Annotated in this window: 18 protein-coding genes; 8 read left to right on the top strand and 10 right to left on the bottom strand. The window is 72.4% G+C overall.

The features are described from left to right. Window positions 1-101 precede the first annotated feature (101 nt). Window positions 102-1,124, top strand: a complete 1,023-nt coding sequence (locus OG521_14350) for a hypothetical protein (protein ID WUW21904.1) — start codon at window positions 102-104, stop codon at window positions 1,122-1,124. A gap of 190 nt (window positions 1,125-1,314) precedes the next feature. Here the strand turns inward: OG521_14350 and OG521_14345 are convergent, their stop codons facing one another. Together OG521_14345 and OG521_14340 are read right to left on the bottom strand one after the other, a co-directional pair. After that, a complete protein-coding gene (locus tag OG521_14345; GenBank protein ID WUW21903.1) occupies window positions 1,315-1,602 on the bottom strand; it encodes a hypothetical protein in 288 nt (95 codons plus the stop codon). Continuing rightward, on the bottom strand, window positions 1,599-2,003 hold the full coding sequence (locus tag OG521_14340; GenBank protein WUW21902.1) for a hypothetical protein: 405 nt from the start codon (window positions 2,001-2,003) through the stop codon (window positions 1,599-1,601). Before OG521_14340 ends, OG521_14345 begins: the two co-directional genes overlap by 4 nt. A 247-nt stretch (window positions 2,004-2,250) precedes the next feature. On the opposite strand from OG521_14340, the gene OG521_14335 reads away from it, so the two are divergent. Next, a complete protein-coding gene (locus OG521_14335; GenBank protein WUW21901.1) occupies window positions 2,251-3,261 on the top strand; it encodes a YihY/virulence factor BrkB family protein in 1,011 nt (336 codons plus the stop codon). Here OG521_14335 and OG521_14330 read toward each other — a convergent pair. Further along, the gene (locus OG521_14330; GenBank protein WUW21900.1) at window positions 3,258-3,761 is read right to left on the bottom strand and encodes a DinB family protein; all 504 of its coding nucleotides are present in this window, start codon (window positions 3,759-3,761) and stop codon (window positions 3,258-3,260) included. The two genes, OG521_14335 and OG521_14330, sit on opposite strands and share 4 nt — an antisense overlap. 41 nt (window positions 3,762-3,802) lie before the next feature. Next, on the bottom strand, window positions 3,803-4,414 hold the full coding sequence (locus OG521_14325; protein WUW21899.1) for a GNAT family N-acetyltransferase: 612 nt from the start codon (window positions 4,412-4,414) through the stop codon (window positions 3,803-3,805). Window positions 4,415-4,722: 308 nt separating this feature from the next. Here OG521_14325 and OG521_14320 point away from each other — a divergent pair, with 308 nt between their 5' ends. Further along, window positions 4,723-5,367: a hypothetical protein gene (locus OG521_14320; GenBank protein WUW21898.1), complete on the top strand. Its 645-nt coding sequence runs from the start codon at window positions 4,723-4,725 to the stop codon at window positions 5,365-5,367. Between the two features lie 79 nt (window positions 5,368-5,446). Here the strand turns inward: OG521_14320 and OG521_14315 are convergent, their stop codons facing one another. Beyond that, a complete protein-coding gene (locus tag OG521_14315; GenBank protein ID WUW21897.1) occupies window positions 5,447-6,067 on the bottom strand; it encodes a hypothetical protein in 621 nt (206 codons plus the stop codon). A gap of 244 nt (window positions 6,068-6,311) precedes the next feature. Here OG521_14315 and OG521_14310 point away from each other — a divergent pair, with 244 nt between their 5' ends. Both OG521_14310 and OG521_14305 read left to right on the top strand, forming a co-directional pair. Beyond that, window positions 6,312-7,898, top strand: a complete 1,587-nt coding sequence (locus tag OG521_14310) for an HINT domain-containing protein (protein ID WUW21896.1) — start codon at window positions 6,312-6,314, stop codon at window positions 7,896-7,898. Window positions 7,899-7,920: 22 nt separating this feature from the next. Next, window positions 7,921-8,442, top strand: coding sequence for a hypothetical protein (locus tag OG521_14305; protein ID WUW21895.1), 522 nt, complete (start codon window positions 7,921-7,923; stop codon window positions 8,440-8,442). A 3-nt stretch (window positions 8,443-8,445) separates the two neighbouring features. On the opposite strand, the gene OG521_14300 is transcribed toward OG521_14305, so the two are convergent. From OG521_14300 to OG521_14290, 3 genes are all read right to left on the bottom strand, one after another. Next, window positions 8,446-9,207, bottom strand: coding sequence for a hypothetical protein (locus OG521_14300; protein WUW21894.1), 762 nt, complete (start codon window positions 9,205-9,207; stop codon window positions 8,446-8,448). Between the two features lie 86 nt (window positions 9,208-9,293). Beyond that, window positions 9,294-10,421, bottom strand: coding sequence for a glycosyltransferase family 39 protein (locus OG521_14295; GenBank protein WUW21893.1), 1,128 nt, complete (start codon window positions 10,419-10,421; stop codon window positions 9,294-9,296). Between the two features lie 508 nt (window positions 10,422-10,929). Next, on the bottom strand, window positions 10,930-11,301 hold the full coding sequence (locus OG521_14290) for a DUF192 domain-containing protein (protein ID WUW21892.1): 372 nt from the start codon (window positions 11,299-11,301) through the stop codon (window positions 10,930-10,932). Between the two features lie 103 nt (window positions 11,302-11,404). Here OG521_14290 and OG521_14285 point away from each other — a divergent pair, with 103 nt between their 5' ends. From OG521_14285 to OG521_14275, 3 genes are all read left to right on the top strand, one after another. Beyond that, entirely contained in the window at window positions 11,405-12,232 is an 828-nt protein-coding gene (locus OG521_14285; GenBank protein WUW21891.1) for an A24 family peptidase, read from the top strand. 76 nt (window positions 12,233-12,308) lie between these two features. Beyond that, window positions 12,309-13,109 carry a class I SAM-dependent methyltransferase gene (locus tag OG521_14280; GenBank protein ID WUW21890.1) on the top strand — a complete coding sequence of 267 codons (801 nt, stop codon included), beginning with the start codon at window positions 12,309-12,311 and terminating at the stop codon, window positions 13,107-13,109. Window positions 13,110-13,178: 69 nt separating this feature from the next. Next, window positions 13,179-13,637 (top strand): hypothetical protein, encoded by a 459-nt coding sequence (locus tag OG521_14275; GenBank protein ID WUW21889.1) that lies wholly within the window; start codon window positions 13,179-13,181, stop codon window positions 13,635-13,637. Here the strand turns inward: OG521_14275 and OG521_14270 are convergent. Beyond that, on the bottom strand, window positions 13,600-14,394 hold the full coding sequence (locus OG521_14270) for a DUF2071 domain-containing protein (protein WUW21888.1): 795 nt from the start codon (window positions 14,392-14,394) through the stop codon (window positions 13,600-13,602). The genes OG521_14275 and OG521_14270 overlap by 38 nt on opposite strands. 95 nt (window positions 14,395-14,489) lie before the next feature. Further along, the gene (locus OG521_14265; protein WUW21887.1) at window positions 14,490-15,644 is read right to left on the bottom strand and encodes a winged helix DNA-binding domain-containing protein; all 1,155 of its coding nucleotides are present in this window, start codon (window positions 15,642-15,644) and stop codon (window positions 14,490-14,492) included. Window positions 15,645-15,745: the final 101 nt, after the last annotated feature.

Here is a 15,745-nt window from a genome sequence, read left to right as displayed (position 1 = left end):
TCGGTACTGCCCGTACCTTCCCATTCTGCTGTCCGGCCCCGGTGAGCGAAAATTAAGGTACGGTCCGTACCGTAAGCGTTCCCGACGAGTGGAGGCGGCGCATGCGCGCCAGAGGTATCAGCTACGACACCGGCTTCGTCAGGGACGGGGCCACCTCCCGCAGGCATTTCGAGCCGGACACGGTCCGGCGCGAGCTGCGCATCATCCGTGACGACCTGCACTGCAACGCGGTCCGCGTGATGGGCGGCGATCCGGACCGGGTGGAGTTCGCCGCCTCGTACGCCGCCGAGCTCGGCCTGGAGGTCTGGTTCTCGCCCTATCCGCTGGAGCTGACCACCGACGAGATGCTGGCGCTCTTCGCCGACTGCGCCGAGCGGGCGGAGCGGATACGGCTGCGGGGCGCCGACGTCGTGTTCGTCACCGGCGCCGAACTGAGCCTGATGAACAAGGGCTTCCTGCCCGGCGACAGCACGCAGGACCGGGTCGGCCTGCTGAGCCGACCGGACCGCCTGCGCACGGTCCTCGGTGAGCTCGGCGTGCGCGTCAACGACTTCCTCCGCGAGGCCGCGGAGGTCGTCCGCGCGCGGTTCGGCGGCCGGGTGACGTACGCGGCCGTACCGCTCGAAGGCGTCGACTGGACCCCCTTCGACCTCGTGTCCCTCGACCTCTACCGCTCGGCCGAGGTCGCCGACCGGTTCGCCGACGGCGTGCGCGATCTGGTCGCGCAGGGGAAGCCGGTGGCCGTCACCGAGTTCGGCTCCGCCTGCTACGTCGGCGCGGGCGACCGGGGCGCACGCGGTCTGGAGGTCGTCGAGTACGACGCGGCCGGAGGGCCCCTCCGGCTGGACGGGGTCCACGAGCGCGACGAGGCCGGCCAGGCCGCGTATCTGCGCGAGCTGCTGGACGCCTTCGAGGCCGGCGGCATCGACAGCGCCTTCGTCTTCACGTTCGCCCTGTACGACCACGTGCACCGCCCCGACGGCGACCCCCGCGACGATCTGGACCGGGCGAGCTACGGCATCGTCAAGGTCCTGGAGAACCGCGAGGGCACCACCTACCCCGGACTGCCCTGGGAGCCCAAGGCCGCGTTCGCCGCCGTCGCCGGCCACTACCGGAGGCGATGAGGCGGTCCGGCCGCGCCGGACAGGCCCTAAGGGCTGTCCCGCAATTCCTGGCGGGCGCGCGACGACAGCTACGGCACCTCGCCGCGTTGTCGGAATGCCTGAATACATCCAGTATTCAGGCATCCCTCCGCCTTGCGATGCACCGCATCTGACGCCGCGCGCTGATCCACCAGGAATTGCGGGACAGCCTTTAGCCGAACCGCTCCACCGGGGTGCGCACCCCGGCCCGGAAGTCGGTCAGCGCGGCCCCGATGTCGCGCGCCGAGCCGAAGAACAGCACCGAACGGTCGGCCGCCACCAGGATGCTCCCGCCGCCCCGCACCCGGTGCACGACAGCCACCGCATCGTCCTCGGGCAGCAGCACATGACCGAGATCGGCGTCCGGAGCGGTGCGCCGGTACAACGCCTCACCGAACGCGATGAGCCCCCGCTGTTCCGGCGACGGACCCGCCGGTCCTCCCGCGCCGCCCTCGCTCATCCCGGCAGCCCGTCCTCGCCGTGGGCCGCCGACAGCTCGGCGATCAGGTCCTCGTCACGCATCCCCGGCAGGGCGTAGCCCTCCGCCTCGTCCCACGGGACGTCGAGGTCGTCCATGTGCACCCGCCACTCCGCATCCGGCAGTGCCCGGCGCAGCTCCGTCACGGAATCCAGCACATGGGCGATCACCGGCATCAGCCGACCCGGATCGAACGGCATCTTGGTGGACCCGGCGAGGATCTCCTGCGCCGTGCCCGCGTCCCGCTCGTACACGTACAGGCTTTCCTCGTCGTCGTAGGGGAACGACGCCGTGCGCGCGGCAACGACGCGTGCGACGGACGCGGACTCGGCATCGGTCAGCGGTGCCGGCCGGTGCGCGTTGTAGTAGAGAGAGACGCTCATACGGGGAGCGTACGGCGGGGGTCCGACAGTGGCGCCGGGCTCCCGGCGCCCGGCCGGGGCGGGGAGTACGCCATGCGGGCGTCAGCTGCGCCCGCCATCCGGAGGAACCGGGTGTACCGGACGTGAACCGGAGCAGAAGAGGAAGGGCAGCACACGGCGTCCCCCTCCGCCTCCCGCGGCTTCTCCGCGGGAGACACCCGACCGTGCCGAGCCCCTACAGCCCCTCTACCTCCCCGGAGCCTCATCCGTGTTCAGCAGAATCAGCGGTATCGCCGCCGGGCCACCGCCCCGCACGGACGGCTGCCCCGAGACGGGCCGCCCGGGAACCGGCACCCCGGCCGAGGGCCCCGGCCGGGGACGGAAGTGGCCCCTCGCACTGAGGCGGACACCCGTCTCCCTGTGGAACGACGACCTGTCGGACTGGGCCGCGGCCCTCACCTACTACGCCATCCTCGCGCTGCTCCCCGCGCTCCTGGTGACGGTGTCCGTCATCGGGCTGGCCAATCCGCGCGCCACGGACGCGCTCATCTCCGACATCACCGCCTTCGCCCCGGCGGAGTCCGGTGCCGCGCTGCGACAGCCGCTGGAGGCCGCCACCCAGCAGCGCACCGCGGTCTGGCTGCTCGTCGCGACCGGGACCGTCAGCGCGGTCTGGTCCGCCTCCAGCTATCTGGCCGTCTTCCGGCGGGCGCTGCACGCGATGCACGGGGTGCCGGACAACCGGCCCGCCCTGCGCAAGGCGCACATCATCGTCGTCTCCGCGATCGGGCTGCTGCTGCTCCTGATGACCAGCGCGTTCGCGCTCGTCCTCTCGGGGCCGCTGGCCCGCTGGCTCGGACACCGGATGGGGCTCGCGCATCTGGGGGACGCGGTGTGGGCGGTCCTGAAGTGGCCCGTGCTCCTCTGCCTGGTCGCGTGCCTGATCATGGTCCTCTTCCGGACCGGACCGGCGTCCGCGCGCGGCACCCGGAGGGCCCTGCCGGGCGGGGTGCTGGCGGCGCTGCTGTGGCTGGTGGCCTCGGCGGGATTCGCGCTGTACGCGACGTACATCGGCTCGTACAGCAGGCTGTACGGGTCACTGGCCGGGCTGGTGGTGTTCCTGATCTGGGTGTGGTTCACCAACCTGGCGCTGCTGACCGGCGCCCAGTTCAACGTCGAGCTGAACCGGGCGCGGCGCGGTGTTCCGGACGGTGCCGTACCCACGTCCCGGGGCCAGGAAGCGGATCAGGACCGAAGTCAAGCCCCCGGGGGTGTCTAGTCGCCCGTCGTGCCGTCGACGATCTCGCGGATGATGTCGATGTGGCCGTTGTGCCGGGCGGTCTCCTCGATGAGGTGGTGCACGATCCAGCGCAGATCGGGGTGCCGGCCGTCCCTGCGCGGGTTCTTGGCCGGGGTGTCCAGATCATGGGCCGCGACGAGCTCCCGGTAGCGGGCGCTCTGCGCCTCGTACTCCGACAGCACGTCGGCGAGCGGCATGTCGACCGCGATGCGCATCTCGCGGTCGGGGTCCTCGTCCGTCCACGGGCCCTTGTCCTCCCCGCCGAGGAACTGGACCTCGAACCAGAAGTACTCCACCCAGCGGAGATGGTTGACGAGACCCGCGAGGGTCATCAGGGGAGAACCGGGCAGCGGCGCCTTGACCGCGTCCTCCTGCGAGAGCCCCTCGCACTTGGCCAGCGCGGTGGCGCGGGTGTAGTCGAGGAAGGTGGTCAGCTGGGTGCGCTCGTCCCAGGCGTCAGGTGAATCGGTGCGTGTCATCGCCGTACACGATCGCCGGTGGCAGGGCCCCTGTCCATCGTTTAAAGGCCGTCCGCCGTGTCGGGCCGCCCGGGGTGCCGCGGCCCGAGGAACACGACGACGTCCGAGCCCGTTGACGGGCCGAGCGCCTGGCGCCAGCCGAGCCGCCGGTACAGACGCACCGCGGGCTCGGCCCGGACCGAGGTGAGCAGCCAGCAACGGCCCTCCGGTGCCCGGGCGGTGACGGATTCCAGCAGCTCCGCCGCGAGACCGCTCCCGCGGGCGCCGGGGCTGAGCGCGAGCTCGTCCACTTCGAGCGCGCCGACGAGCCAGTCCGCGGTCCGCCCGGCGCCCAGCGCGGCGGCGACGCGCGCGTAGCCGCGGTCGGCGGGAAAGGGCGCGGGCGTGGTCCAGGCGGTCACGAACCCCACCACAGCGCCGCCGCTCCCATCCCCATCCCCGCTCCCATCCCCGTCCCCGTCCCCGCTCAGCGCCAGCGCGGCCACGAAGCCGGGGCGCGCGGTGTCCCGGGCCAGCCGTTCCGCATAGCCGTCGGCCATGGCCGGGTCCTCGTGCCACGGCGGGCCGGCGAAGGCCTCGGCGTAGGTGCGCCGCACACCGTCCGCACGCGCCAACAGCGCCTCGCCGCAAACCGGTTGGACCCATGCCGTCATGCCGGAACCCCTCGTCTGCCTTCGCATGCGCCGATGCTACGGCTCACCGGCCTCCGCTTTCCCGCCCATTGGGGTCCGCCCGTGGGTCCGTGGGCCCACGCACCGGCGCACATCGCTCATTACGCTCGTGATGACCGACCGTGAGCCGCCCCGCCCCGTGATGCCGCCGACAGGCGACCGGGTCGGTGCACTCGCGTGCACAAGGTTCCTCACGCTCTACCTGACCAGCAGGGCGGTCACCTCTCATCCCGGCATGCGCCCGGGTGACTTCGGGGTGCCCAGACTTTTCTTCATGAGGTGACGTGTCGATGAGTGACGGATTCTTCTACTCGTACCACCTGGGCTGGAACCGCCCCGATGCGGAGTCGCTGCTCGGCGACCTGGAGGCGGCGGGGGTGCGCCCCGATCACCCGGTCACCCGGCGCATCACGCTGACCGGCTCCGGACCCCAGTACGCCGCACCCCACCCCGCCGGGAACACGGGCCGGTCCCGCGTCGCCCAGCACACCGAGACCCAGTCCTGGGTGACACGGGACCAGCTCGTGCTCCTGGCCGGCCTGCAACGCCTGGACCAGGTCGACTTCCTGCTCTGGCTCGGCAGCGGCGCGGAGGTCCCCGCCCGGGTCCGGCGGACCGACGACGGCACGGTCGCACTGCGCTTCCTGCTCGGCGGCCTGAGCCGGGACGAGCGGGAGACGGTCGTCCGCGCGGTGCGGGAGGCGATCGGGCGGGCGTCGGTGCTCTGTGTCGGCTTCGTCGTCGACCGCGAGGGCGCGTCGGCGGCGACCGACTGGAGGGGGTTCATCGAGCAGGGGACGGTGTACTTCGACCACTGGCCGGACACCCTCGCCGTCCGGCCCGAAATAGCCTCCGTACAGCCGCAGTTGTCCGGGGTGAGCTCCTTCGAGCAGTCGCCCTGGGTGGTCTACGGGAGCGACGTGCCCAACCGGTAGCCGACGCGCACGGCCGGCAGGGACGTGAGCCCCTGCCGGCCGTGCCGGGCGCCTGGACGGCGCCCCGGACAACGATGTCTCAGCCGCCGACCCCGGTGCCGGCCAGCACCGCGACGACACCGGCGGCCACGCTGATGCCCCCGAGATAGTCCGTGGCCCCGGCGCCGCCGTCCCGCCAGAAGTACGGTGCGGCCTGCACGGGCTCCGGGTCCGTGTCCTCCATCAGCCGGTCGACGGACAGGCCGACCGCAGCCCCCGTCGCCAGGGTGACGACGGGCATCAGGAAGCCCTCCATGCCGGAGACGTCCCACAGCACCGCGTACCCGTAGCCGAGTGCGGCGAGCGGGGCGCCCAGGGCGGCCGACAGGTACAGCAGGCGCGAGTCGCGCTGCTCCTCGGGGAGGACGCGGGCGGCGGCCAGCACGGCCAGCACGGTGGTGAACACGGCCGGCACGTGCTGCAGCCCGAGCCGCCAGGTGAACACGTCGAGGCGTTCGTCGGTGGCCAGCATGTCGACGAGCCCGCGGGAGATCACGTACCCGGCGATGATGTGCACGACGGCGCCGGTGACCCAGCTGCGGGCCAGCGCGAACACCGCGGCGCCTCTTCCGCCGGAGCCGCCCGCTCTGGTCCGGCCGGGACCGTGCCCCGGGGGCCGGTGCCCCGCGCTTCCGTTCTCCCAGCCGCTGCCACCGTTCACGGTTCTCCCTCTCCGACGCCTGTACCGCTGTCTGTTCCCGCACTGCCGAATCCGGGTGTGGCGAGAGCGTACGGCGGTAAAAGGGCTGTGACCTGGGCCCTTGGCCCCAAGTTCGGGCCCAGGCCACCGGAACGCCCGCCCGGTGGGCGGTATTTGGGTCCGAGGGCCCAAGACGCCCGGCGGCGACGGTCGTTACGGTCTGCCTATGGCATCCATGGGGGATTTGCGTCGTCGGGTTCGCGGGGTGCGTCGCAGTGTGCGGCGTGCCGTGCCGCGCACGGGTGTGCGGCTGCCGTGGGCGGCGCGGGGGCGGCGTGACCGGGGCCAGGGTGCGCTGGAGTACGTGGGCCTGACCCTGGTGGTCGTGGCCATCGTGGGTGCGCTGCTGGCCACGGGCGTGGGGCCGGACCTGGCGAAGAAGTTCGGTGTCGAGGTCTGCAAGGTCACCGGGGGCGGCGACTGCGGTGGCGGCGGCTCACAGGCGCAGGACGGCGGGACGAACGCCGCCGGCGACGGCGACCCGGCCTCGGACAAGAACCCCGACGGCTCGGACAAGTCCCCCGCGCAGATCGACTACGACAAGGCCCTGAAGGACCTTCAGGACGCGCAGAAGGACGAGAAGTCCAACAGCGACAAGGCGATCGAAGCCGCCAAGGAACTCGCCAAGATCCTCGCCGACGAACTCGGCATCACCGACGCCCTGGACTGCATCACCAAGGGCGACATGGGTGCCTGCACCGAGACCCTCATCAACATCCTGCTCAGTCTGATCGGCGGCGCGGTCGGGAAACTCGCCGCGAAGTACGGGGCCCCCTGGAAGTGGAAGAAGGCCTACAAGCTCATCCAGGCCCTCAAGAAGCACGGCGGGGACCTCTACGACGGCCTGAAGGGGCTCATCAAGAGCCGGAAGAAGGTCAAGGACGCCGAGAAGGCCCTCGAGGACGCCGGAAAGAAACTCGACGACGCCAAGAAGCCCAAGAAGGACGACAAACCCGACGAGAAGAAGCCGACCACCTGCCCGGCGAAGCACAGCTTCCTGGCGGGCACCCCGGTCCTCCTCGCCGACGGCCGCACCGTGTCCATCGAGGCCGTACGCCCCGGCGACCTGGTGACCGCCACCGACCCGCTGACCGGCCGGACCGCGGCCCGCCGGGTCGAGCGCACCATCACCACGTACGACGACAAGCACTTCACCCGGCTGACCGTACGGACCGGCGGGGCGTCGGCCGGGCTGACCGCCACGGACACCCACCCGTTCTGGCTGACCGGCGAGGACCGCTGGACGGACGCGGGCGACATCGGCCGCGGCGACGCCCTGCGCACGGACACCGGCTCCACGCTGACCGTCACCGGAGTCACCCGCTACACGCAACGCCAGACGACGTACGACCTCACGGTCGCAGGCGTGCACACCTACTACGTGGGCATCGGCCCCGCGACCGCACTCGTCCACAACAACGACTGCGACATGTCGCCCGAAGAGGTCGAGGCCGCCAACAAGCCCGACGTGGGCGAAGGCGACCCGAAGAAGTTCAAGGACCACTTCCGGGATCACAAGAAGCTGGTCGAGGACGCGCTGGGCACCAAGTACAAGAAGCTCAAGGAGAACGGCCCGCAGTTCCGCACGGACATCGCCAACGCGATCAAGGACGGCACGTTCAAGCTGGTCGGCAAGGGCACGCTGAAGAAGGGCCAGCCCGAGGGACTGATCTATCGTGGCAAGGGCGTCACGATCGTCCTCAAGGAGAACGGTGACTTCTGGACCGCGCTCAAGAGCGGCGAGGGCATGGACACCGGCATCCAGATCACCAAGAAGGTGCCGGTCAAGTAGCCGGCCGGAGCGGGGAGCGGACATGAGCGGTTGGCAGACGGCCGAGAAGGCGTTGCGCGACCACGCCGTCCGCGACGTCCTCCTCCCGGGGTTCCTGGACCGGGACGACGACGTACCCGAGTTCCGCCCGCATCCCCTCGTCGTCTGGCTCCGGCTGGACGAGGGGCTGCTGCGGTTCGAGTCGGTGGGCCAGTTCGACCGGCTGTCCACCTCGGTGGTGGACCGCATCGACTGGAGCGGCATCGACCTGTTCACGGACGCCGAGGACGAGGTCATCGTCGCGAGCTACGGCCAGCAGCACTTCGGGGACGGCCGCGACAGGCTGCACTGCACCGGGCTGCGCGTCTACCGCGCACCGGGCGCGGGCCCGGACGTCTGCACCTGCCTGGCCCTCGACTTCGAGGGCGGGACCACGCTGTTCCTCGACCCCACCTGGACGTTCGGCATCAGAGCCGGCAACGCGGCGGACGAACAGCGCTGGCTGGAGCTGTACGACGAGGCGGGAGCAGCCCTCGCCGCCGATGTGGTCCTGCGCGAGGGGTGAGCGTCAGGGCAGCTTCGCGGCCTGGGCGGCCACGAGTCCGGCCGGCAGCTCCGGGGTCTTCGCCGTCACGAAGTCGGCCACATAGAAGGTCACCACGGTCGACCCGGTCCGCACCAGCTGGAAGACCAGCGGCACCTTGTCGCCCTCGATGCTCCCGGTCACCTGGTAGGCGATGCTCTCCTGCCCGGCCGGCGGCAGCGGAAGCTGCTTGACCTCGGTGTACGTGGACGGGCCGTCCTCGCTCGACGTGCGGAACCCACCCGCGCAGGCCCGCACCGCGTCCCGCACCCCGCGCATCAGCTGCTGCGCGGAGTCCTCGGCGTGCGAGGTGAGGATCTCGGTGACGACCGTCTGGTCGTCCCGGCCCTCCTCCGACTTGTCCATGACGGTACGGAAGACGGTGGCGGCAGGGGCGGGCTCGGGCGCGCCGTTGATCACGGCCACGAGGGGCCGGCAGTCCTTGTTCTCGGACCGCTCCGTACCCGTCTCGTCGCCGCCCTGCATGGGCGTGACCTCGTACGCCGCCACCTCACCGGTGGTCAGCGCGACCCGGGCAAGCCCGGCCTTGTCGAGGACCTCGCCGCTGCTGGTGGGGGTCGAGGTGGGAGAGGGGGCGGCGGACTTGCTCGCGGCCGGCTTCGAGGGCGTGCCCGCGGCCTTGCCGCCGTCCGGCTCGGACTTCTTCCCGTCCGGCCCGCAGGCGACCGCCGCCAGACAGAGCACTGCTGTGGTGGCCGCCATGACTGCCGTACGTGCCTTCTTCACTGACCGCTCCCGCCGATGCCGTTCCCGCAGGGACTCTGCACGGTAACAACCCGGACCCGCAGGTTGCTTGGGCCCACGGGCCCAAGTCACGGCGGTCCCGACCCGAGCAGCGTCCAGGCACCGTACGCCGCCGACGCCACGGCGAGCACGGCGACGACGGCCACCGTACGGGCCGTGGAACGCACCCCGGCCAGCGCGACGGCGGGCGGCAGCAGCAGCGGGAAGGCCGGCATCATCAGCCGGGGCCGTGACCCGAAGTACCCGGAGCCGATCAGCGAGATGACGACGACGGCGATCCCGTACACGAGCACGGGCAGCGGCTGGCGCTGCCGCACGCACAACGACACCAGCCAGCCCAGCGCGGCCAGCGCCGCGCACAGCCCGAGCATGCCGGGCAGCGGCAGGCCGACGATGAACGACGCGAGCGCCGCGCCGCCGTCGATGCTGTTGCCCCACTGCGCCTGGACGTCGAAGTAGGCGAACGCGCTGCCCTCGCGCACCGCGACGAACACCACGTACCCGAGCCAGCCGAGCGGCGCGATGGCCACCCCGAGCAGCATGCGGCCGTTGCGGCGGACGATGCCGTCGGTGGCACCCGCCCGGTACTCCCGTACGAGGGTGACGGCGGCGGTGATCGCGAGCGCGGCGATCAGCGCGGCGGCGGAGGGCCGGGTCAGCCCGGCGAGCACGCACAGCGCGCCCGCCACGATCCACCGCCGGGTCAGCACGGCGTACAGCGACCAGGCGGCGAGCGCGGTGAACAGGGTTTCGGTGTACGCCATCGACTGGACGAACGCCGTCGGGTACACGCCCCACAGCGCGGCCAGCAGCACCCCCGCCCGGTTCCCGTACAACCGCGCCCCGACCGCGAAGATCCCCCAGGCGGCGATCAGCCCGGCCACCCACGCGACCAGCAGCCCGGCGCCGGCGAGGCCGAACGGTGTCACCGCCGCGATGCCGCGCTCCAGCGCGGGCAGCAGCGGGAAGAAGGCGAGATCGGAGTGGACGCCCCCGTCCGGGAGCGTGACCGAGTACCCGTACCCGTTCTCGGCGACCCGCTGGTACCAGACGGAGTCCCAGCGCTCCGAGAGCAGATGCAGCGCGTCCTTCCCGTCCGCCGAAGCGGCGACCCAGAACACGACGAGCCCGACGACCCGCACCGCGGCGTACGCACCGAGCGCGGGGGTGACCTGGGAGGAGGGGGCGGGGGGCATAAGACCGATTATGTCTGCCGCGGCTTGGTCGCCCCGGTCCGGGTGGCGGGGTTCCGTCCTCAATCGCCGGACGGGCTTGGTGTGTGCGGGTGCTCCGCGACCCGGGGGCGCCTGCCCGGTGGGTGGGGGTCCGGGGCCCCTCCGGGGCGTCTCCTCAAACGACGAACGTTTCCAGTCCCACGCGAACGAACCCCGGTATCCGTTCGTCGTCCTGCGGGGACTCCCCTGCACGGCCCCGGACCCGGCCGCCTTGCGTCTGCGGCGTTCGTACCGTCGGCGTTCAGACGCATGGCGGGCCGGGTGGGGGCGTGCAGGGGGGTCCCCGCAGAAAAATGGCGTACTACCCGGCCCCCGCAACGTCTCCGGTTGCCACGCCAGTTTTTGAGGAGACGCCCCGGAGGGCCCCCACCCCCACCCACCGGACAGAGGCGAACCTCGCGGGGGACCCGCACCCAAGCCCGTCCGGCGATTGAGGACGGAACCCCGCACCACAGAACCCCGCACCCCTTCAGCCGGGCTGCGTGATCCGCACCTGCGTACCGGGCCGCAGCCCCCACCCCGCCATCGCACCGGCCTCCGACTCGATCACATGCCGGGCCCGCAGCCGGGGCAGCCCCAGCCGGCCGGGCTTCATCGTGTGGACTGCCACGACGTTGAACTTCCGGTCGAGGTAGGCCACATCGATCGTGAACCGCATCCGGAAGGAGTGCACGCTTCCGCACGGCGTGATCATCAGGGCCCCGTCGACACCGTCCTGACCGAGCAGCCCCCGGGTCCGGTGCCGGTACGAGGCCGCTATCCGCAGCGGCACCTCGGTCTCCCGCTCCCCGTCCCGGTCCGTGATCGTCAGCGTGCCTGTTCCATTGCGCCATCGAGCCATGGCCAAGACGGTAGCGCCAGGTGACGGCCTCTGGGCCCGTATCGGCCGGGAGTGGGCCCCAGGGCCCATGACCCGTGCTCACGGGCCGCCTAGGGTCGATGCCGTGTACGCCATGCTGATAGGGGTCGCCGCCCTCTGGGGTGCCGCGACCGGACTGCTGGTCCCGCGCGCCGCCTACCGGTTCTCCGTCGAACCGGACGACGCATGGCGGGACACCTGCCCCGCCGGCCACGCCCTCACCGGGCGCGGCCGCGGCTGGCTGGGCTCCACGCGCTGCGCGACCTGCGCCGAGGTGGGCGCGGCCGTCTCCGTGCGCAGCGCCGCCGGGCCGGAGGACGAGCCCGTCGAGGAGCCGTCCGCCGACGGGTCCGGGGGTGCCTCCGGTGCCGTGTACGCCCCGCATCTCCTCGCTCCCGTCGTCACCGCCCTCGGCTGTGCCGCGCTCGCCGCGACGACCGGGACGCGTCCCGAGCTCGTCGTGTGGCTGCTGCTGGCCCCCGTCGCGGTGCTTCTCGCGGCGATCGACCGGCGCGTCCACCGGCTGCCCGACCGGCTGACGCTGCCGGCCGCGGCGGCGGCCGCCGGTCTCCTCGGGATCGCGGCGCTGCTGCCGGAGCACGGCGGTGCCTGGCTGTCCGCGCTGTTCGGCGGTGCCGCTCTCGGTGTCTTCTACTTCGTGCTGTTCCTCATCAACCCGAACGGGATGGGCTTCGGGGACGTGAAGCTCGCCCTGTCGCTGGGTGTCACGCTCGGCTGGTACGGCTGGCCGGTCGTCTTCGTCGGCGGGTTCGCCGGGTTCCTGTTCGGTGCGGTGTACGGGCTGGGGCTGGTGGCGTTGCGGCGGGCGGGGCGCAAGACGGGCATCCCGTTCGGCCCGTTCATGATCGCGGGCGCGCTGCTGGGCATCCTGTTCGGCGGCCTGGCCGTCTGAGCCGTTCGGCCGCTCCAGGGCCGGGGGCACCGTATTGCGGTCGCGCCCGGAGGGGCCCGGCTGCGACCATCCCCGTATGAGCGATACCCCCGATGACGTGCAGGCGGCCGCGGCGGAGCGTGCCCGCTTCGAGGCCCTGGTCGCCGAGGCGGACTTCGTGTCCGTGGCCGGCTGGGACTTCTCCTGGCTGGACGGCCGGGCCACCGAGGAGCGGCCCTCCTGGGGTTACGCCCGTGCCATGGCGGAGCGCCTGGGCCGGGCGAGTGCGGCGCTCGACGTCCAGACCGGGGGCGGTGAGGTGCTCGCGTCCGCGCCGGAGCTGCCGCCGCTGACCGTCGCCACCGAGGGCTGGCCGCCGAACGTGGCCCGCGCCACCGCCCTGCTGCATCCGCGCGGTGCCGTGGTGGTCGCCGACGAGGACAAGCCGCCGCTGCCGTTCGGTGACGCGGCGTTCGACCTGGTGGTCAGCCGCCATCCGGTGACCACATGGTGGGACGAGATCGCCCGGGTCCTGGCCCCCGGCGGTACGTACTTCTCGCAGCAGGTCGGCCCGGCCAGTGTCTTCGAACTCGTCGAGTACTTCCTCGGCCCGCAGCCCGCGGAGGTGCGCGCCGGCCGCGATCCGGAACAGGCACGGGCCGCTGCCGAGGCGGCGGGGCTCGACGTCGTCGACCTGCGGTTCGAGCGGCTGCGTACCGAGTTCTTCGACATCGGAGCGGTCGTCTACTTCCTGCGGAAGGTGATCTGGATGGTGCCCGGCTTCACCGTCGGGCAGTACCGGGAGCAACTTGCCGCGTTGCACCACCGGATCGAGACAGAAGGCCCGTTCGTCGCCCACACCACCCGTTTTCTGATCGAGGCCCGCAAACCGGGGTGAGGGTGAACCTCCTTCCCGCGCCCGAAGGATGGCACTCTGGACGCTGAGCGCACGGGGAAGGAGCAGGCCATGAGGGTCGGCAACGACGAGGAAGCGGCCCGCGGCCCGCGACAGGGGAACTCCGAATGGCTCAGGGGCGCCAGGGTCGTCGGCGTCCTCGGCATCTTCTACCGGCCCGAGGGGCGCATGGGGGAACCGGAGGCGGTCGCCTTCCTGCTGGCCGACGGTCAGTCGGTGGTCCTGACGTGCGCGTCCGACGGCACCTTGCACGTCGGGGCGGGCACCTGGCCGCAGCTGCCCGACTGGTGCGTGCCCGCCGCCCAGTGGGAGTTCGCCGCGATGGCGCGGCTGCCGCAGCCGCCCGACGGCGGCTGGACGGTGCAGTGCACCGAGGAGCGCAGGGACGAGCGCGGCGAGGTGCACGAGGCCGTCATCCGCTGCGAGGGCGGCCGCTTCGTGGTGACGGGCGGCGACACCGTGGGCATCCGTTTCACCCGGGGGCACCGGGGCGCGGCCGCGGCCACCTGACGGCGCGCGGCCCGGGCCGGTCCCGGGATCTGTCCGGGCGGCCGAGGCGGACCGGGACGCCGGGGGAGCAGAGGACGCTGACGGGGGCGCCGCACGGGGCGGGCAGCCCCGCCGCCTCGATGAGGTTCTCCTCGCAGGCGAGGAGTTCGGCGCGGTGCAGGGGCCAGCGCGGGTGGTCGTTGGGCAGATAGGCCGTCGAGCCGAGGAACGTGTTGTGCAGCCCCCAGCGGGCGGTGAGGAAGTACTCCAACTCGGTCGGTGACTCGATGCGTTCGCCGGTGCGTACGGTGAGGCGGCTGCGCGCCCCGCGCGGGCCGGGCATCCGGCGCGAGCTGGTGTAGGTGACGGTGTCGCCGGTGGTGTCGATGCTCATCCGGGACCATGCGTACGGCAGGCCGAAGCCGACCCGGCCCAGAGCCACGGGGATCAGCCGCGACGCGTCCATCGACCGGAAGACGACTCCGCGCCGTCCCCGGGCGTCGACGGAGTACAGGCGGACGTTGGTCTCGGGGAACGATCCGAGGTAGGGCACGCCCGGCAGTCCGAGCCATCCGACGCGGTGCATGCGGAAGGCCACCAGTCCGACGTACGTGACCCCGTCGACGGTGTCGGGAACGGTCCCTTCGGGCAGCAGCCCGGCCACCGTCTCCGGGTCGGCGGCCCAGTGCACGAAGCAGAGATCGAGCCACTGCTGGGTGAGCAGCGGGCGGCGAAGGTCACCGGGGGCGTCGGGGGTGATGGGCGCGGGCATCGTCACGGACCAAGGGTGGCACGGCCGCCCGACACCGCGAGAGCCCCGCGCGCAGCCAAAGGCGATGCCCCGAACGCCGCCCCCCCGGCCGCGCGCGAGCCCTATGCGTGGCCCCCCACCGTCACCTTCCCCACCGTCAGTTCCGGCTTCCCCTCCAGTACCTCGCCCACCCGTGCCACCTGCTGCTCCAGCTCCTGGAGCTGCCCGGCGGTCATCGGCGCGAGAGGTTCCACCGTCACCGCGATCCGCCGGCCCGAGCGGCGCTGGTGCCACACCCCGGCCACGGTGCCGTCGATCAGCAGCACCGGGAAGTTCCCCGCCTGGCCGCCCGCCAGCGCGCGGGTGTACGCGGCGCCGGGGAAGAGCTTCTCGCGGGGCTGGGAGGCGATGACGAAGGCGTCGAAGTAGGGGAGGAGCCGCACCCCGTGCACCGGCCGTGCGGGGAAGGCGGTGTCACCGGTCGTTACCCAGGCCGTGCCGCCGTCCTCGTCCGTCACCTCCTCGATGGTGCCGTCCGCCGCCAGATGGGCGAACAGGCCGGCGGCCCAGCGGGGGGACACCGCCAGCCAGCGGGCGAAGTGCTGCGCGGTGGCGGGGCCGTAGGCGTACAGATAGCGGCGGACGAGCGCGGTGAGCGCGGCCGGTCCGTCGAGCGGGGTGACGTCCGGCCGGGTGTAGGTGACCTTGCGGCCGCGGTCCTGGCCGAAGGAGAGGAGCCCGCGGTGGGACGCCAGGTGTGTCACCTGCCGCCAGCGCGGCCACAGCGTCTGGAAGGCGGGTACCACCGGCTCGCCGGCCCAGGCCCCGGCGCGGGCGACGACCGCGTCGGTGAGCTCGTCGACGGTCAGCTCCGCACCGGTCAGCGCCTCTCCGATCGCGGCGAGCACCTCCTCGGTCTGCTCCGGCGTCATCCGTACGCCTTCCGGGTGGGCGCTGCGGCCCACTGGCAGGGCGGACAACGCGCCCGTCCACAGATCGAGTTCGGCCGCTGACACCAGATGGACCGTGCCGCGCGGCCCGAAGGTCTTGACCAGGGTGCGGTCCGTCCACAGCGCCTTGCGCACGTCGGCGCGGGTCAGCTCGCGGCTCCGCAGCCCCACGGAGAGCTCGGCGGCGGACAGGACCTGGGCGTGCGCGGCGGGCATCGACTCGACGATGCCGGCCGGGGCTGCGGCGAGCGGGACGGCCAGGCCCTGGCGCTCCATCCGGCGGGTGTTCGCTCCGGACCAGGCCGCGGTCGGGGTGCGTCTCGTCATGCTGCGCAAGCTACCGGCCCATCAGGTCAGTTGTTGTCCCATATCCGGCCCCTGCGGCTCCTGCGGACACAGGCGGCCGGGCCCGCGGGCGGCCGCCGGTG

This window comes from Streptomyces sp. NBC_01463 (genome assembly GCA_036227345.1).
Classification (GTDB): Bacteria; Actinomycetota; Actinomycetes; order Streptomycetales; family Streptomycetaceae; genus Streptomyces.
This window is presented reverse-complemented; position numbering and strand designations above follow the sequence as displayed.